Consider the following 16,508-nt stretch of genomic DNA (forward strand, 5'->3'; position numbering starts at 1 on the left):
CCATGAGCAAAGGGGCATCACTGTGCCTGCTGCTGGTCGCATTGCTGTCGCCATCCGCACTGAGCGAGGTGCACAGCGAGCCCCGCCACCTGCTCGCCCGAGCTCTGAGCGCGGCGCCGCCGCTGGCGGTGGCCGCCAGCGACCGACAGTGGCTGAACCAACGCAAGCGCCTGGTGCTGGGCAGCTCGCGCCCGGATTATCCGCCCTTCGACATCAACATCAGCCAGGCCGACTACGAAGGCCTCAGCGCTGACTATGCCGGCCTGATCGGCGAACAGCTCGGCATCCCAATCGAGGTGCGACGCTATGCCAGCCGCGCCCAGGCGCTCGATGCCTTGCGTGCCGGCGAGATCGATCTGCTGGGAAGCTCCAATGCCTTCGAGGCCAACGATGCTGACCTTACGCTGAGTTTGCCCTATGCCGACGACCTGCCAGTTATCGTGTCCCGACAGAACCGAAGCCTGCGCGTAGAGGACAAACTGGAAGGCCTGCGCCTGGCCATGGTCGACCATTACCTGCCCATTCGCACAGTGCAGCAACTCTACCCCCACGCTCAGCTGAGCCTCTACCGCTCCACACTCGCCGGTGTGACCGCAGTGGCGCTGGGGCAAGCCGATGTCTACCTGGGGGATGCCATCAGCGCCGACTACGTGATCGCCAAAGGCTTCCAGGAACGGGTCAAGGTCGATCATTTCGTCCAGATGCCGGCCAGCACCTTCGCTTTCGCCCTGTCCCGAGACAACCCGCGCTTGCTGCAACTGGTCGATCTCGCCCTCGGCCGCATCTCCGACAGCGAACGGCTGAACATCCTGCGGCGCTGGACGGGCGGCAGCACCAGCTTCCTGCTCGACCGCCGCCTCGACGCCCTGACCCATGAAGAACGCGAGTGGATCGCCCGGCACCGGCAGATCAAGGTGATGATCAACACCACCCTCGCCCCCCTGAGTTTTACCGACGCCCAGCAGCAACCACGGGGTGTCGCCCTGGATTTGCTGGAGCGCATCGGCCTGCGCACCGGCCTGCACTTCCAGATCGTCGAGTCGGAGTCGTTCGAGGACATGGTCGAGCAAGTCGCCCAAGGCAAGGTCGACATGATCGGTGCTATCGGCTACGGCGTGCATCGTGCCCAACGCCTGCGCTACACACGCCCCTACATGATCAGCCCGCGGGTGCTGGTCACTCGCCAGAATGCACCGCCACTGGACGCCAAGCAGCCGCTGCAGGGGTTGCGCGTGGCACTGCTGCGCGGCTCGCCATTGCTCGACGACCTGGAACGCCAGGTCGTCGACCTGCGTACCGTGGAGGTCGAAAATCCCTTGCAGCTCATGGAAGCGGTGGCCAATGGCGATGCCGACGTCGCCATCAACTCGCACGTCAATGCCGCCTACTTCATCAACCAGGCCTTCAGTGGCCGCCTCAGAATCGCCGGGTTACTGGGCGATGAACCCGCCCTGGCGACCTTCGCCGTCAGCCCCGCGCTGCCACAACTGCAGGCGATCCTCGACAAGGCCTTGCTGAGCATCCCACCTGATGAGCTGGAGCAACTGGTCAATCGCTGGCGCACCAACGCAGTGGCCAGTGACACCCCCTGGCGCAACTACCGCACGCTGGCGCTGCAGGTCCTGGTGCTGGCCACGCTGCTGCTGGCCGGCGTGGTGTTCTGGAACAGCTACCTGCGTAAACTGATCCAGCAACGCAGCGAGGCCCAGCGTGCCCTGCAAGAACAGCTTACGCTCAGCCGCGGGCTGCTCGAACAGCTGCGTCAGGCCAAGGACGACGCCGAGCAGGCCAGCCGGGCAAAAAGCACCTTCCTGGCAGTCATGAGCCACGAGATCCGCACACCGATGAACGCCGTTATCGGGTTGCTCGAAATGGCTCTGGAGGACAGCCGCCACGGCCACAGTGACAGCCAAGCGCTGGAGGCGGCCCACGATTCAGCAATCGGCCTGCTCGATCTGATCGGCGATGTGCTCGACATCTCACGCATCGAGTCCGGCCACATGACCTTGCAGCCAGTGGCCACCGACCTGGTCGAAGTAGTGCGCACTACCCTGAGGGTCTTCGAGGGCAATGCCCACTTCAAGGGGCTCGCTCTGCGTGCTGTACTGCCCGATGCAGCCGCCTGGGTACTTGTCGACCCGTTGCGCCTCAAGCAAGTGCTGTCGAACCTGTTGAGCAATGCGATAAAGTTCACCGACCAGGGCCAGGTCGACGTGTCATTGGCAGTGACCCCGTTCGGTGGCGACCTGCAGCAGGTCATGCTACAGATCAAGGACAGCGGTGTAGGCATCAGTTCCAGCGACCAGGCACGGCTGTTCACCACCTTCTCCCAGGTTGATGGCCGCCAGGCGCGCCAAGGCGCAGGGCTGGGGCTGGTGATCAGCCGCGAGCTGTGCGAGCTCATGGGCGGCGAGCTGCGCTTGCACAGCATCGAAGGCCTGGGGACTCAGGTCGATGTCCATCTCATCCTGCCCGCTGCCGAACCCGCCACCCGGGAGTCGCTCGACCACGCCTCGATCGAAACCGGCAGCGGCCCCCTGCGAGTCCTGGTGGTCGACGATTATCCGGCCAACCTGCTGCTGCTCGACAAGCAACTGCGTTCGCTGGGCCACCAGGTGACCCTCGCCGATCACGGCAAGACGGCGCTGGCACTCTGGCAAGTCGGCCGTTTCGATGTGGTAATCACCGATTGCAGCATGCCGGTCATGGACGGCCACACGCTGGCCCGCAGCATCCGTGCCGAGGAACGCGAGGCTCGATCACCGGCCTGTCGCATCATCGGCGTCACCGCCAACGCCCAGGCCGAAGAGCGTCAACGTTGCCTGGACAGCGGCATGGACGAATGCCTGTTCAAACCGATCGGCCTGCAGGCGCTCAGGGCATGCCTGCCACTGGCGACCACCCTGCCCGATCAGGTCGACACGATGCCACGGCCCAGTGGCTTCGACCTGGCCGAACTGCGCCACCTCACCCAGGACGACAGTCAGTTGACCCGGCGTCTGCTGGAACAACTGGCGCAAAGCAGTGCCGAGGACCTGCAGGCACTGCATGCGCTCGGCGCAGATCCATCACCCGAGGCCCTGGTGCCCGTTGTCCATCGGGTCAAAGGTGGCGCGAAAATGCTCAAGGTCAGAGGTGTCAGGCAGGACTGCGAAGCCTTGGAGGAGGCTATCGCCCTGGGCCTGCCCGTGGATCGCTTACTCGCCCGGTTGCGGGCGAGCCTGCAAGGCCTGGAGCTGGAACTTCGCCAGAGCCTCAGTGCAATTGAAGGGTCGAACTGATCTGGCTGATGGCGTCCACCACGTGCCGTGATCCCTGCTGGATCTCCATGATCACCGTGCCGGCCTCGTTGGCCAGCTCCACGCCCAACCCCGTGCGGGTCAGGCTCGACTGCATGCTGGCCACCGCAGTCAGTGACAGGTCGTGATTCTGCCGCACTACCTCGACGATCTCCAGGGTCGCCTTGCTGGTGCGCGCCGCCAGGTTGCGTACTTCGTCGGCGACCACGGCGAAGCCACGGCCATGCTCGCCGGCCCGGGCCGCCTCGATGGCGGCGTTGAGCGCCAGCAGGTTGGTCTGGTCGGCGATGCCGCGAATGGTCAGGACGATCTGCCCGATCACCTCGGACTGCTTGCTCACTGCGTCGATGGTACGGGCGGCGTCGTTCAGCTCGGAGGAAATCTGCTCGATCACCTCCACCGCCTGCTGCACCACCTGGGTGCCCTTGCGCGCGCAGGCGTCGGTCTGCACCGAACTGGCATGGGCAGCATCGGCGGCGGTCTGCTGGGTACTGATCTGACGGGTGATATCGCTGGCGAACTTCACCACCTTGTACAACCGGCCCTTGTTATCGAAGATCGGGTTATAGGACGCCTCCAGGTACACGGTCTGGCCCTGCTTGTTGACGCGTTCGAAGCGGTGCGAATGGTACTCGCCGCGGTTGAGCGAGGCCCAGAAATCGCGATACTGCGCCGACTCGCGCTCATGGGGCAGGCAGAACAACCCATGATGGCGCCCGACCACTTCCTCGAGGCGATAGCCCATGGTGTCGAGGAAGTTCTGATTGGCCTTGATCACCCGCCCGGCCGGAGTGAACTCGATCACCGCCATGGAGCGGCCGATAGCCTTGAGCAGGCTTTCGCTCTCATGCTCCTCGATCACATGGCGGGTGATGTCGGAGGCCACCTTGATCACGCTGGTGACCTGCTGGCGCTCGTCGATCACCGGCATGTAGCTCGCCTCCAGCCATACTTCGCGGCCCGCCTTGTCCAGGCGCTCGAAGGTACCGCTGATGGCTTTGCCCTGCCCCAGCTCACGCCAGAGTTGCTGGTACTCGGCACTCTTGGCGTAGGTCGGGTCACAGAAGATCCGGTGGTGCTTGCCGCGGATCTCGTCAGCGCTGTAGCCCATGGTCTTGCAGAAATGCTCGTTCGCTTCGAGGATCGTGCCATCCGGCGCGAACTCGATCATCGCCATGGAACGGCTGATCGCCGCCAGCTTCGCCTCCATGCCCGCCAGGGCTTGCCGGGCGCGCTGGATTTCGACCAGATCGGACTTGCGATGGTATTCGAACATGGGCCGGGGCTCCTGTATCCACGGGATGTCCTGAGCATAGATCGGCCCAAGCGCCATGCAAGCCATCTGATATCACTTTTGGATTATGGATTTGTACCGTCTGTCTGCCCGTGGCCTCAACGTCTACCAGTCGAGCCCGGGCTGTCGTCAGAACTGCACGCCGCGGGTCAGGCCGCCATCGACCAGCAGGTTAGTGCCACTGATGAAGCTTGCCGCCGGACTGGCCAGGAACACCGCGGCCCGGGCGACCTCCTCCGGCCGTGCCATGCGTCCAAGCGGGTTGGCCGCCAGACTGCGGGCAAACGCCTCGGGTTGCTCGCGCTCGATTCGCCCCCAGACGCCATCGGCGAAATACACGTTGCCGGGCGATACGCAATTGACCCGGATACCCTCGCCGGCATGGCGCGCCGAAAGTGTCTTGCCATAGTGATTCAGCGCGGCCTTGAGCACACCGTACGGCTCGTCGAAACTGCTCAGTTCACGCCCGGACACACTGGAGATCAGGATCACCGCCGCCTGCGCTGAGGCCTTGAGCCAGGGCAGCGCCGCCGTCACCATACCGACCGTGCCCAGCAGGTCGGTTTCGAAGGCCTGGCGCCATATGGGGGCCTCGCTGCCGTGGGCCAGGGCGCTGACGTTGGGCACGACGATATCGATGCCGCCCATGCGCTCGGCGGCCGCGGCGATCCACCCGTCGACCTGCGCGGCATTGGTGATGTCCACCGCCCTGCCGCAGGCCAAGTCGCCAAGCTCGGCCTCGGCCTGGCGCACCCCGGCCTCGTCCCGCGCGCAGAACGCCACCTGGGCGCCTTCGGCGAGAAAGCACTCGACGATGGCTCGACCGATACCCCGCGTGCCACCGCTGACCACGACCCGGGCACCTTGCAGTTGCAGATCCATGTACTGATTCCTCTGGCTGGTTGAAGTGCCGGCGAGTGTAGGCCCAGCACCCGTCAACGGTTGAAACGGGCACAGAAAAGCCAGAAGGTTCGACATTGCCGAACTCCAGCGGCTGCGCCACCCTGCGATTGCAGGCACAATGGACCGCCATCGCATACCGGGATCGCCTTATGTCCGCCAACAGTCGCCAGATCCAGTCCCTGGAGCGGGCCATGTACCTGCTCGAACTTATCCGCGCCGAAGGCGGCCGGGCGCGCCTGAACGACCTCGCCGACCGCAGTGGCCTGGGCAAGAGCACGGTCCATGGGCTGTTGGATACCCTGATGTCGTTGGGCTACGTCACCCGCGACCAGCGTCACTACGCCCTCGGTCTGCGCCTGCGCCAGCTGGCACAGCCACTGAGCGAGACCGAGCAGCGTCTGCGCCAGGCTTTCACGCCAGCACTGCGCGCGTTTGCCGACCTGTGTGGGGAGCACTGCTTCCTGGCGGTGCCCGGCGGCACGCGTGCCTACCTCACGCTGGCGGCACTGGATGGCCGGGGGCAGGCCTTGCAACTGCCCGCTGACACCCGTCGCGACGGTCTGGCCACCTCGGCGATCGGCAAGGTGCTGCTGGCCCATGACGCCCAACTGGCCAGGCAACTGCTGCGTACCCGACCGGTTCCGCAAACGCTCGAGCGGGAACTGCATCAGGTCGCAAGCCAAGGGTTTGCCCTGGACCTGGCCGCCTCGCGTGAGGACCTGCACTGCTTCGCCCTGCCCCTACGCCTGCGCGGCCAGGTGGTTGCCGCGCTTGGTGCCGGCGGGCCGGCGCAACGCCTGCAGGCGCCGGTGATGCGGCGCATGGCGACACGGGCAATGCGCTCGCTGTTCGACCTGGTGACGTGCTGACAGGCGACAAGGCTCAGCGATCTGCGGTTGAAAGTCTGCGAACCAATCCACCCGGTGCAGGCGGCCCTTCTATAATCCCCAGGTACCCGCAGCGCGATGCTGCCCCTTCAGAGGGATACACATGAAGATCGTGGTCACCAGCATCCTCGTCGACGATCAGGCCAGGGCCCATGCCTTCTACCACCATGTCCTGGGTTTCGAACCCAAGCACGACATCCCCATGGGCAAGCACCGCTGGCTCACACTCACCTCCCCCAACGACCCCAACGGCGTCGAGCTGCTGCTCGAACCCGACACCCATCCCGCGGCAAAGATCTACAAGTCCGCGCTCAAGCAGGACGGCATTCCCGCCACCTCGTTCGGCGTGCGCGATATCCAGGCCGAGTATGAACGGCTGTGCAAGGCCGGCGTGCAGTTCACCCGGCCGCCCACGGCCATGGGCCCGGTCACCGTGGCCGTGTTCGACGACACCTGCGGCAACCTGATCCAGATCGCCCAGCGGCATTAGCCGGCAGGCCCGTACCTGATACTCGCGTGGTTTTCCACGTGGACTGCTACATTGCTGAACTACCCCGGCGCAGCCAGAACAAGGACAACCCATGCGCTACGAATTCAGCGAAGTGCTCAATGACCTGGTCGACTATTTCCTGCTCGGCGATATCCAGTTGCTCGAACAGTTCAAGGAAGACCACGACCTGCCCGACGACCTCGCCCGTGCCTTCACCCGCGGCGACAGTGGCGACCTGGCGGTGGCGCAGGGGGTGATCCTGCCCCTGGCCGGAATCGACAACCTGCCCTACCGCATCCTGTTCACCCTCGACGGGCGCACGCCGGCAATGCTGGAGCCCGGCAGTCGCCTCAAACATCGGCGCGCAGGGTATGTGCTGCGGATCGAGAACCGTGCGCTGATGCTGTTCACCTGGCGCATCCTGCAGCACTTCACCAACAAGGCCTTGGGCGACCTGCTGGCACGCTACCAGGAGCCGGGGCGACCGATCATCGAGCTGGACAACGGCTGGTACGCAGTGGAAGTGCTGGCGGGCGCCGTGGTGCGCGACGGGCTGTACGAGCCGGCGTTCGAGTTCGTGCTCAAGAAGGCGTATGCCAAACCGCAGACCTCGGCGGTGGATGTCGGGTACCGGTATACCTTGCGTGGATACTTCGACTGACCGACAAGCCCGCTCCCGCGTATGCGTGGAGCGGGCCAGCAGACGGTCAGGTGTGGTTGATGTCGCGATCCTTGGTCTCCGGCAGGAAGAAGATCCCCAGCACCGCGCTCATCACCGCGATCACGATCGGGTACCAAAGCCCGTAGTAGATATCCCCGGTCGCCGCGACCATGGCGAAAGCCACCGTCGGCAGGAAACCGCCGAACCAGCCGTTGCCGATGTGGTACGGCAGCGACATGGAGGTGTAGCGGATCCGCGCCGGGAACAGCTCCACCAGCCAGGCGGCGATCGGGCCGTAGACCATGGTCACGTAGATCACCAGGATGCTCAGCAGCAGCAACACCATCGGGTAGTGGATCTTCGCCGGGTCGGCCTTCTCGGGGTAGCCGGCCTCCTTCAGGGCCGCCGTCAGGGTGGCGGTGAAGGCATCGCTTTGGGTTTTCAGGTCCGCCGCGGCCAGGCTACTGCCCTCGAAACTCGGAATCACCCGCTCACCGATGCGGATCTGCGCCACGCTGCCGGGCTCTGCCTTCTCGTTCTCGTACGGGATCGCCCGCTTGGCCAGCAAGCTCTTGGCGATATCGCAGGAACTGGTGAACCGGGCCTTGCCCACCGGATCGAACTGGAACGCGCACTGCCCGGGGTCGGCCACCACCACCACCGGGTTCTGCTCCTGGGCGACGAACACGTCCGGGTTGCCGTACTCGGTCAACGCCTTGAAGATCGGGAAGTAGGTCAGCGCGGCGATGATGCAGCCGGCCATGATGATCTTCTTGCGCCCGATGCGGTCGGACAGACTGCCGAAGACAATGAAGAATGGCGTGCCGATCAGCAGCGAGCCGGCAATCAGCAAGTTGGCGGTCTGTGGGTCGATCTTCAGCGTCTGCAGCAGGAAGAACAGCGCGTAGAACTGCCCGGTGTACCACACCACCGCCTGCCCGGCGGTGCCGCCGAGCAACGCCATGATCACCACCTTCAAGTTGTCCCAGCGAGCGAACGACTCGGTCAGCGGCGCTTTCGATGCCTTACCTTCGGCCTTCATCTTCATGAACACCGGCGACTCGTTGAGCTGCAGGCGGATGTACACCGAAATCGCCAACAGCAGGATCGACAGCAGGAACGGAATGCGCCAGCCCCAGGCCTCGAACGCCTCGGTGCCCATGGCAGTGCGGCAGGCGAGGATCACCAGCAGCGACAGGAACAGCCCGAGGGTCGCGGTGGTCTGGATCCACGCGGTGAAGAAGCCGCGCTTGCCCTTGGGTGCATGCTCCGCCACATAGGTGGCGGCGCCGCCGTACTCGCCGCCCAGCGCCAACCCCTGCAACAGGCGCAGGGTGATGAGGATCACCGGCGCGGCCACGCCGATGGTCGCGTAGCTGGGCAACAGCCCCACCACGGCGGTGGACAGGCCCATGATCACGATGGTGATGAGGAAGGTGTACTTGCGCCCGATCATGTCGCCCAGGCGGCCGAACACGATGGCGCCGAACGGCCGCACGGCAAAGCCGGCGGCGAAGGCGAGCAAGGCGAAGATGAACGAGGTGGTTTCGTTGACCCCGGCGAAGAAGTGCTTGGCGATGATCGCCGCCAGTGATCCGTAGAGGTAGAAGTCGTACCATTCGAACACGGTACCAAGGGAAGAGGCAAAGATGACTTTGCGCTCCTCCCGGGTGATGCCACGTTGGGGCGCGCTACTGCCCGTGGATGCGCTGTCAAGGACCGCCATGGGTCGCCTCCGTCTGGTTGGGGTAGACCGGAGTGCTCCAACAGATCCCAAAGCACGCACCCAGGCCCAACGGCATTGCAGGCTGCGCGAAGCACGACGAGGCATCGGCCCCGAATCGCGGCAAGTCACTTCAAGCATAATCGGCCTTTGAACGATATCCACTCGCATGAGTGTTTATGGACCAATACGGATAGGAAGCCTGGGATGAACGAACGACAGCACAGCGCTTGGCGAGGTCGACTCTGGCTGGCCGATGACCACTGCCTGTTGCTCGGCACGCCGGGCCGAACCAGCGTCCACGCCCATTATGCCCACCAGGTGCTGCTGTCCCTCGAGGGCGAGCTGTGCGTAGAGATCGCCGGCGAAAAGCGCTGCGGCCGTTCGCTGGCCATCGAGTCGCTGCAGCCCCACGCCATCCCCGAGCGTCAGGCGCCCTGCATCACTCTGTTTGCCGAGCCCCTGGCGTTTACCCTGGAAGCCTTGCTCGACGTCTGCCAACAGGCGCCCCGTGATATCCCCGGTCTCGCCCAGGCGTTGCGTCAGGCGCCGCGCCGCCCATTGGACCCGCGCGTGGCAAGATCCCTTGCGCGGATCCGGGCTTTGGACGAGCAGCGTCTGCCAGCCACGACACTGGCTCAGGAAGCCGCACTGTCGATCAGCCAACTGGAGCGCCTGTTCAGCGGCAGCCTCGGCCTGTCGGTACGACGCCTGGTGCTGTGGCAGCGTCTGCGCCAAGCCCTGCGCCAGGCGCTGGCCGGTGCCTCCCTGACCGAGGCGGCCATGGCCGCGGGCTTTGCCGACTCGGCGCACCTCTCCCGCAGCCTGCGTCAGCAGTTCGGTATTCGCGCCAGCGACGCCCTGCGCCACCTGCGTTCAGACGCGCTGATCTAGGGCCTGGCGCAGGCCGCGTGGCAGCGGCGCTGGCGGCTGCGCCGTGGCCGCCGGTCGAAACGGCTCCCACAGCTGTGCCAGGTAGGTTTGCGGGTAGTCCGGGCGATCGCCGATACCCATGTCGTCATCGGCCAGCCCATAGTCTGGCAGGTGCAGCGAGGTCCCCAGCAGGCGATCCCACAGCGGGAAGAACAGGGCGAAATTGACGTCGCCCAGCCTGCCGTACTTCAGGTGGTGCAGCCGGTGCACGGGCGCCCAGGCGAACAGGTGGCGCAGGCCACCGATGCGCATGTCGACATTGCTGTGCTGCAGCAGCAACTGCACCGAGATACTGAAAGCCAGCAGCGCCGCGACATCCTGTGGCAAACCCAGCAGCAACAATGGCACCACACCGCCCAGGGCCTCGGCCAACTGGTGCAGCGGATGCTTCATCAGACCATTGAAACCATACAGCCGGGTCACGCTGTGATGCACCGCGTGCAGGCGCCAGAGTAACGCGCTGCGGTGGCTGGCGTAGTGCACAAGGGTGATGCCCAGGTCGGCCAGTGGCAGCGCCAGGAGCAATTGCCACAATACCGGCCAGTGGCTGGGCCACAGGCTGCTGGCCGGCAGCCAGCCGGCAAACAGAGGAATGACGGCGATACTGGCGACATTGAGCGTTTCGTTCACCAGCGCGTGCAGGCCATCGCGTCCGCCCTCCCCGCCGGCTTCGCTCCAGGCGGGCTTGTAGGGGTACAGCGCTTCGCAGGCGAATGACAGCAGGATGGCAACGCCGAGCAGGGGCAGCAGCCAGAGGATGTCAGCGCCGAGGTTGATCAGCCATACGGCGGTGCCGATGAACCCGAGGAAAAAGCATGGGGCATAGAGGATGCGCATGGAAGGCTCCGAACATGGATGGAGCCCCAGTGTTGCGCGGCAACTGAACCAGACGCTTGAACGAACGGCGCATCCCCTGTCTCAGGCCAGCAGGAAGCCTGCGATCATTCCGAAACGCCCTGGGTTCGCGTCGCCAACTGACGGCGCATCTCGTCATTGGCGCCCTGGGCCTGCGCCAGTATCGCCCGCAAGCCTTGCACCTGGGCATCACGCTGCTGCAGTTGCTCGTCCAGCAACCGACTCTGGGCCATTGCCTGGCGCTGCTCGGCGAGCAGGCGCTCATTGTCGCGGTGCAGGCTGGTCACCTCGTCCTGACGAGCGATGGCCCCCTGTTGCAAGGTCTGCAATTGCCCCTGCAACTGTCGCACCTGGGTCTCGTTCCGGCGTTGCTCCTGCTGGCGCTGTTCGAAGCTGGCGCGCAGTTGCTCGTCCTTGTCGGCCAGGCGTGCCTGCAATTCGCCTTGGGACTGGCTCAGACCGGCACTGCGCAGTTGTTCGGTTTGCAGGCTGGCCTGGCAGGTGGCCAGGCGCTCTGACTCGGCCCGCAGCGCCCCACTCAAGGTCTCGACTTGGCGCAGCGCGCTGGCCAAGTCGCGCTGGGCCAGTTGCAGCTCGGCCTGCATCGCCGCACAACGAGCCTCTGCGGCGGCCTCGGCAGCGTCGATGCGCGCCTGTCCTTCCTCCTGCAGTTGCGCGGCCAGGCGCTCGACCATCCGCCCCAGCGGTTCGCTCAGCGCCGCACTGTTGCCCAGCATTTGCCCCGACTGACGATCAAGCTCTTTCAGGTAGCGGTGAATGGTGGTCTTGGACCCGGTATTGCCCAGTTCGATACGTACCGCATCGATACTGGGGTGTTCACCCCGAGCCAGCAGCGCTTGCCGCGCTTGCTGAACAGCTGTCTTGTCGATGCCTATACGCGCCATTGCTCACTCCGCCGTTACATACCGGCATGTACCATGTAATTTTGGCGAATACTGCACGCTCCGAGCCGTGTTTTCAAGCGCGTCTGTAGTAGGTCATCCCGCAGCTTGCTCGAGGAAGTCCACCGTCGGCACGAAGAACAACCCACCAGTGACGGCACGGCTGTAGTCCAGCAGGCGGTCGTAGTTGCCCGGCGGCTTGCCAACGAACATGTTCTCGAGCATCTGCTCGATCGGGGCCGGCGACCGGGCGTAGCCGATGAAATAGGTGCCGAACTCCCCGGCCCCGGGGCGGCCAAAGGGCATGTTGTCGCGCAGGATCTTGACCTCTTCGCCGCCCTCTTCCAGGGTGGTCAGCGCGCTATGCGAGCAACTGGGCTTGCTCGCGGCATCCAGTTCGATATCGGACAGTTTGGTGCGTCCGATGATGCGCTCCTGCTCCTCAATGGACAGCGCCTCCCAACCGGTCATGTCATGCAGGTACTTCTGCACCAGTACATAGCTGCCGCCGATGAACGCCGGGTCCTCGTCGCCCACCAGGGTGAAGCGCGCGACATCCCGCGGGCCGGGGTTCTCGGTGCCGTCGACGAAGCCAATGATGCTGCGCATGTCGAAGTAGCGAAAACCCTGCACCTCATCGACCACCGTCACTGCCTGCCCCAGGCGCTTGACCAGCAGCGCGGCCAGCTCGAAGCACAGGTCCATGTGCTCGGCGCGAATGTGCAGGAGGATGTCACCGGGCGTGGCCACCGCCTTGCGCGCGCCACTGCCGAACTCGCGAAAGGCATGCAGGCCGGCCGGCTGCGGGGTGCCGAACAGCCGCGTCCAGACCGACGCAGAAAAACCGATGACGCACGACAGATTGCCTGCCGGCACGCGCTTGCCCACCGAACGCACCAGCCCGGCAAGGTCGCCGCACAGTTCGCGCACAGGGTCCACATCCCGCTCATCCGGACCAAGCGTCGCCACCAGGAACATCGCACTCCGGGTGATTGGGCTGTCGACAGCCTGTGGTTCGATCTCGACAGTGTTCATACGGGTTTGCACTCCTCGAAAAGGTCGAACAGGCCGGTGCGTTGCCAGGCCGTTCATTACACGACTACCATCACGGTCGCTTTGGTATAGCACAACCCGCTTGAATACCCGCCCCTCATAGACGAGATCTATCACCTCATCCAGCCTATCGATTTGACCGCGTCAAATTGCCTCAGCTAACGTGCCGCCCGCTTCGAAGCTGCCCCCCGCTGTCAAACCCCGATCCACGGCCTGAGCCGTCGTCCTTGCGTTCGAGTTGTTGAAATGTCTGTGAACTCCCCCTCCCGGATCACCGAGCTGGTCATAGAAGCCGGCACCCGCAAAGCCCACCTGCCCACCCGCGCCACCCTGATCCTCGGCTTCCTGGCCGGAGCATTCATTTCCCTGGGCTTCCTGCTGGCGATCCACGTCAGCGCCATGATCCCCACGCCATGGGCCTCGTTCGGCACCCTGCTGGGCGCCGCGGTGTTTCCCATCGGCCTGATCCTGGTGATCCTGGCCGGAGGTGAACTGCTCACCGGCAACATGATGAGCCTGCCCCTGGCGATGTTTGCCGGGCGTATCCGCCTGTGGGCGGTCGCGCGCAACTGGGCCCTGGTGACCCTGGCGAACTTACTGGGCGCGCTGTTCGTCGCCTATTGCTTCGGTCATCTGCTCGGGCTGACCGAGGGAGCGTACCTGGGCAAGACCCTGGCGGGCGCGACCAGCAAGGTCAGCGCCGACTTCCTTCATGCCTTCGTCTCCGGCATCGGCTGCAACTGGCTGGTGTGCCTGGCGGTGTGGCTTTCGTACGCCAGCCGTGAAATGAGCGGCAAGATCCTCGGTATCTGGTTCCCGATCATGGCCTTCGTCGCCATCGGTTTCCAGCACGTGGTGGCCAACATGTTCCTGATCCCGGCGGCAATCTTTGCCGGTTACCTGAGCTGGGGACAGTTGCTGGAAAACCTGGCGGCGGTATTCCTGGGCAACGCCGTGGGTGGCGCGATCTTTGTCGGCCTGGCCTACTACGTCTCGTTTGGTGTACCGGCGCAGGAACAGGGCGCGCTGCAGTAACCGACTTCAGCCCTCGCGGCGCCGGCGAAGCGCTGCACGGCCTGGCGACGGATGACTCAGCTGTCCTGGCCCAGCACGTAGCGGTCGAAGTGCTGGATATGCTCATCGAGGTTGTCCTCGAGCATCATCCGGTACTGCTCGCAGAAGTACTTCAGCAGTTCCTCCCGCGCAGCGGCCATTTCCTGTGCGGACTTGAAGCTGCGCGCGGTCATCCAGGCATTGAAGCGACTGGCGGCGAAGGTCAGCGAAGCGCTGACCTTGCCAAGATCCTCAAGCTTTTCGATCTGCTGGTTGGCCAGTTCGATATGCGCGTCGGCGCGGTCGTAGAAAGCCTGGTCGGTGGCTTGTGCCATGTCATCTACCTATTGGAAGCGTTGGGTTCAGGCCGTCTTGGCCTGAACGGTGAACAGGCTGGCACCCAGCGTCATGAACGAGACGCCGAACAGGCGATTCATCAAGCGCGCGCGGCTTGGCGCGGCCAGCTGGTTTTTCAAGGCCTGGGCCAGGGTGACGTAGAAAGCGTGGGACAGCATCGAGCACAGGGCGAAGGTGACTACCAACAGGGCGAGCTGGCCCTCGGCGCCGTGGCCGGTGCGCATGAACTGCGGCAGGAAAGCGGCGAAGAACAGGATCGCTTTCGGATTGGTCAGCGCCACCGTCACGCCATTGAGCAGCAGCCGGCGATTGCTGGCGATAGCCTTGGCCGGCTGCTCCAGCTGGTCGAAGGCGCTGCTGCGGCTCTTCCACTGCTTGATGCCCAGGTAGATCAGGTAGCTCGCGCCCAGCACCTTGAGCAGCAGGAAGGCCGTGGCCGATGACTGCAGAAGCACCCCAAGGCCGGCACTGGTGGCGGTTGAGACCACCAGCAGGCCGAAGGCGTTGCCAAGTGAACCGAGCATCGCCCGCCTCGGCCCGTGGGACAACGAATTGGACAGGGCCATGATGACCCCGGGTCCTGGCGACAGGGTCACCAGCATCGAGACAACGACAAAACCGAACCAATCGTGAAGCGACATCCTTGTACATCCCCGGAGCGATAACGTGAGGCGGCGACTGTAACAGGATGCTGCGCCCAGCGGAAAGGCGAAGGACAGGTGTTCCGTGTGTCAGCTCAAGGCTGGGGATCGGCCCGTGGCGTCCCCGCCCCGCTGTTGCGCATCAATGCTACAGGCCACGAAATCCTCCTGACGCAACACCACCAGCGCCACCAGCGACGCCACGCCGGTGCCCACGTAGAAATACCACGGCGCGGTGATATCCCCGGTCACCTTGATCAGCCAGGTGGAGATCAGCGGCGCGCTGCCGCCGAATACCGCCACCGGAATGTTGTAGGCCATGGCGATGCCGGTGGAACGGATGCGCGTCGGCAGCAGCTCGCTCATCAGCGCGTAGGTCGACGAAGCGTACAGCCCGAACAAGATCGCCACCGCCATCAACGGCCAGAACAAGGTGGCCGGGGTGGCGCCGGGCGCGGTCTTGAAGAACCAGTACATGGCCAGGGTCGCCAGTGTACCGATCACCATCAGGAATGGCTTGCGCCCGTAGCGGTCGGTAAAGGCGCCGCCGAATGGCATCACCAGCGCCGCCGACAGGCTGGCGACGAACACGTAGAGCAAGGTGGTGCCGCTGTCGAACTTCAAGGTGTTGGACATGTAGGTCGAGGCGAAGGTCAGCACCAGGTAGAAGATCGAGCTGTGCAGGGTGATGATGAAGAACACCAGGGCGATCGAGCGCTTCCACTGCCACACCTCGCGCAGCGGCGCCTTGGAAGTCTGCCCGGCTTCCACCAGGGCGAGGAACTCCGGGCTGTCCTCGAGCTTGAGGCGAATGTACAGCGAAATGAAACCCAGGGGGCCGGCAATCAGGAACGGAATCCGCCAACCCCAGTCCTGCATCAGTTCGGCGCCCAGCGCCCAGGTCATGCCATTGGCCACGGCGCCGCCCAGCAGCAGGCCAAGCACCGCGGTGACCATCAGCCAGCAGGTGGCGAAGCCGCGGCGACCAGGGCCGGCGTACTCGGAGATGAAGCTGGTGATGGTGCCGATCTCCCCCCCGGCGGAGAAACCCTGCACGCAGCGGATCAGCACCAGGATCACCGGTGCGGCGATGCCGATGCTGGCGTAGGTCGGCAGCAGACCGAGCAGGAAGGTAGAGCCGGCCATCATCACCAGCACCGTGATCAGCGTGCGGCGGCGGCCGATCTTGTCCGCCAGCGGACCGAAGAACAACCCGCCCAGCGGGCGGATGAAGAAGCTCAGGGCGAAGGCCGCGAAGCTCGCCAGCAGGCTGCTGGTGGGGTCGTCGGAGACGAAGAAGGCCTTGCCGATATACAAGGCCAGGAAGCCGTAGACGCCGTAGTCGTACCACTCGATCAAGTGGCCGGTGGTGGCGCCGATAAAGGCGCGGCGCCGCTGGCGCTGGGTGTTGCCGGGTGACATGCCCATGTCGGGAACTCCTGTCGTGGTGCTTTCCA

15 protein-coding genes and 1 pseudogene are annotated in these 16,508 nt (G+C 64.6%); 6 read left to right on the forward strand and 10 right to left on the reverse strand.

Annotated elements, in window-relative coordinates; genetic code table 11:
• Positions 1 to 2: 2 nt before the first annotated feature.
• Entirely contained in the window at positions 3 to 3,281 is a 3,279-nt protein-coding gene (locus ACVWZ5_RS12375; protein ID WP_280070992.1) for a transporter substrate-binding domain-containing protein, read from the forward strand.
• Here the strand turns inward: ACVWZ5_RS12375 and ACVWZ5_RS12380 are convergent.
• The 3 genes and pseudogenes from ACVWZ5_RS12380 to ACVWZ5_RS12390 form a co-directional block, all read right to left on the reverse strand.
• Positions 3,256 to 3,750 (reverse strand): methyl-accepting chemotaxis protein, encoded by a 495-nt coding sequence (locus ACVWZ5_RS12380; protein WP_371349979.1) that lies wholly within the window; start codon positions 3,748 to 3,750, stop codon positions 3,256 to 3,258. The two genes, ACVWZ5_RS12375 and ACVWZ5_RS12380, sit on opposite strands and share 26 nt — an antisense overlap.
• Before the next feature lie 42 nt (positions 3,751 to 3,792).
• A pseudogene (locus ACVWZ5_RS12385) lies at positions 3,793 to 4,641 on the reverse strand (PAS domain-containing protein); the annotation flags it as partial.
• Positions 4,642 to 4,722: 81 nt separating this feature from the next.
• Positions 4,723 to 5,475 (reverse strand): SDR family NAD(P)-dependent oxidoreductase, encoded by a 753-nt coding sequence (locus ACVWZ5_RS12390; RefSeq protein ID WP_062574259.1) that lies wholly within the window; start codon positions 5,473 to 5,475, stop codon positions 4,723 to 4,725.
• A gap of 170 nt (positions 5,476 to 5,645) precedes the next feature.
• Between ACVWZ5_RS12390 and ACVWZ5_RS12395 the strand changes: the two genes are divergently transcribed.
• From ACVWZ5_RS12395 to ACVWZ5_RS12405, 3 genes are all read left to right on the forward strand, one after another.
• Positions 5,646 to 6,365: an IclR family transcriptional regulator gene (locus tag ACVWZ5_RS12395; protein WP_062574260.1), complete on the forward strand. Its 720-nt coding sequence runs from the start codon at positions 5,646 to 5,648 to the stop codon at positions 6,363 to 6,365.
• A gap of 121 nt (positions 6,366 to 6,486) precedes the next feature.
• Positions 6,487 to 6,873, forward strand: coding sequence for a VOC family protein (locus ACVWZ5_RS12400; protein ID WP_062574261.1), 387 nt, complete (start codon positions 6,487 to 6,489; stop codon positions 6,871 to 6,873).
• Between the two features lie 91 nt (positions 6,874 to 6,964).
• Positions 6,965 to 7,534 (forward strand): hypothetical protein, encoded by a 570-nt coding sequence (locus tag ACVWZ5_RS12405; RefSeq protein WP_084942194.1) that lies wholly within the window; start codon positions 6,965 to 6,967, stop codon positions 7,532 to 7,534.
• Positions 7,535 to 7,580: 46 nt separating this feature from the next.
• Here ACVWZ5_RS12405 and ACVWZ5_RS12410 read toward each other — a convergent pair whose 3' ends face one another.
• Positions 7,581 to 9,260: an MFS transporter gene (locus ACVWZ5_RS12410; protein ID WP_062574263.1), complete on the reverse strand. Its 1,680-nt coding sequence runs from the start codon at positions 9,258 to 9,260 to the stop codon at positions 7,581 to 7,583.
• A 204-nt stretch (positions 9,261 to 9,464) separates the two neighbouring features.
• Here ACVWZ5_RS12410 and ACVWZ5_RS12415 point away from each other — a divergent pair, with 204 nt between their 5' ends.
• Positions 9,465 to 10,151, forward strand: coding sequence for a helix-turn-helix domain-containing protein (locus ACVWZ5_RS12415; RefSeq protein WP_457340638.1), 687 nt, complete (start codon positions 9,465 to 9,467; stop codon positions 10,149 to 10,151).
• Here ACVWZ5_RS12415 and ACVWZ5_RS12420 read toward each other — a convergent pair.
• The 3 genes from ACVWZ5_RS12420 to ACVWZ5_RS12430 form a co-directional block, all read right to left on the reverse strand.
• Positions 10,134 to 11,027, reverse strand: a complete 894-nt coding sequence (locus tag ACVWZ5_RS12420) for a sterol desaturase family protein (RefSeq protein WP_457340639.1) — start codon at positions 11,025 to 11,027, stop codon at positions 10,134 to 10,136. The genes ACVWZ5_RS12415 and ACVWZ5_RS12420 overlap by 18 nt on opposite strands.
• A gap of 104 nt (positions 11,028 to 11,131) precedes the next feature.
• Entirely contained in the window at positions 11,132 to 11,950 is an 819-nt protein-coding gene (locus ACVWZ5_RS12425) for a DNA-binding protein (RefSeq protein WP_280070989.1), read from the reverse strand.
• Between the two features lie 93 nt (positions 11,951 to 12,043).
• Positions 12,044 to 12,982 (reverse strand): Dyp-type peroxidase, encoded by a 939-nt coding sequence (locus ACVWZ5_RS12430; protein WP_062574267.1) that lies wholly within the window; start codon positions 12,980 to 12,982, stop codon positions 12,044 to 12,046.
• A 264-nt stretch (positions 12,983 to 13,246) separates the two neighbouring features.
• Here ACVWZ5_RS12430 and ACVWZ5_RS12435 point away from each other — a divergent pair, with 264 nt between their 5' ends.
• Positions 13,247 to 14,035 (forward strand): formate/nitrite transporter family protein, encoded by a 789-nt coding sequence (locus tag ACVWZ5_RS12435; protein WP_457340640.1) that lies wholly within the window; start codon positions 13,247 to 13,249, stop codon positions 14,033 to 14,035.
• Positions 14,036 to 14,091: 56 nt separating this feature from the next.
• Here the strand turns inward: ACVWZ5_RS12435 and ACVWZ5_RS12440 are convergent, their stop codons facing one another.
• The 3 genes from ACVWZ5_RS12440 to ACVWZ5_RS12450 all read right to left on the reverse strand — a co-directional run bounded on the left by ACVWZ5_RS12440 (position 14,092) and on the right by ACVWZ5_RS12450 (position 16,479).
• Positions 14,092 to 14,388, reverse strand: a complete 297-nt coding sequence (locus ACVWZ5_RS12440) for a DUF3144 domain-containing protein (protein WP_028690783.1) — start codon at positions 14,386 to 14,388, stop codon at positions 14,092 to 14,094.
• Positions 14,389 to 14,415: 27 nt separating this feature from the next.
• Positions 14,416 to 15,051: a LysE family translocator gene (locus ACVWZ5_RS12445; protein ID WP_028690782.1), complete on the reverse strand. Its 636-nt coding sequence runs from the start codon at positions 15,049 to 15,051 to the stop codon at positions 14,416 to 14,418.
• Between the two features lie 90 nt (positions 15,052 to 15,141).
• Positions 15,142 to 16,479 carry an MFS transporter gene (locus tag ACVWZ5_RS12450; protein WP_051555681.1) on the reverse strand — a complete coding sequence of 446 codons (1,338 nt, stop codon included), beginning with the start codon at positions 16,477 to 16,479 and terminating at the stop codon, positions 15,142 to 15,144.
• Between the last annotated feature and the right edge of the window lie 29 nt (positions 16,480 to 16,508).

The organism is Pseudomonas sp. TE6283 (genome assembly GCF_054060555.1).

Excerpts from the sequence above, each read along its gene's own strand:
- ACVWZ5_RS12410 (WP_062574263.1), bottom strand. The coding sequence starts at position 9,260 with ATGGCGGTCCTTGACAGCGCATCCACGGGCAGTAGCGCGCCCCAACGT.
- ACVWZ5_RS12445 (WP_028690782.1), bottom strand. The coding sequence starts at position 15,051 with ATGTCGCTTCACGATTGGTTCGGTTTTGTCGTTGTCTCGATGCTGGTG.
- ACVWZ5_RS12405 (WP_084942194.1), top strand. The coding sequence starts at position 6,965 with ATGCGCTACGAATTCAGCGAAGTGCTCAATGACCTGGTCGACTATTTC.
- ACVWZ5_RS12390 (WP_062574259.1), bottom strand. The coding sequence starts at position 5,475 with ATGGATCTGCAACTGCAAGGTGCCCGGGTCGTGGTCAGCGGTGGCACG.
- ACVWZ5_RS12375 (WP_280070992.1), top strand. The coding sequence starts at position 3 with ATGAGCAAAGGGGCATCACTGTGCCTGCTGCTGGTCGCATTGCTGTCG.
- ACVWZ5_RS12395 (WP_062574260.1), top strand. The coding sequence starts at position 5,646 with ATGTCCGCCAACAGTCGCCAGATCCAGTCCCTGGAGCGGGCCATGTAC.
- ACVWZ5_RS12420 (WP_457340639.1), bottom strand. The coding sequence starts at position 11,027 with ATGCGCATCCTCTATGCCCCATGCTTTTTCCTCGGGTTCATCGGCACC.
- ACVWZ5_RS12415 (WP_457340638.1), top strand. The coding sequence starts at position 9,465 with ATGAACGAACGACAGCACAGCGCTTGGCGAGGTCGACTCTGGCTGGCC.
- ACVWZ5_RS12425 (WP_280070989.1), bottom strand. The coding sequence starts at position 11,950 with ATGGCGCGTATAGGCATCGACAAGACAGCTGTTCAGCAAGCGCGGCAA.
- ACVWZ5_RS12430 (WP_062574267.1), bottom strand. The coding sequence starts at position 12,982 with ATGAACACTGTCGAGATCGAACCACAGGCTGTCGACAGCCCAATCACC.
- ACVWZ5_RS12450 (WP_051555681.1), bottom strand. The coding sequence starts at position 16,479 with ATGGGCATGTCACCCGGCAACACCCAGCGCCAGCGGCGCCGCGCCTTT.
- ACVWZ5_RS12440 (WP_028690783.1), bottom strand. The coding sequence starts at position 14,388 with ATGGCACAAGCCACCGACCAGGCTTTCTACGACCGCGCCGACGCGCAT.
- ACVWZ5_RS12435 (WP_457340640.1), top strand. The coding sequence starts at position 13,247 with ATGTCTGTGAACTCCCCCTCCCGGATCACCGAGCTGGTCATAGAAGCC.
- ACVWZ5_RS12400 (WP_062574261.1), top strand. The coding sequence starts at position 6,487 with ATGAAGATCGTGGTCACCAGCATCCTCGTCGACGATCAGGCCAGGGCC.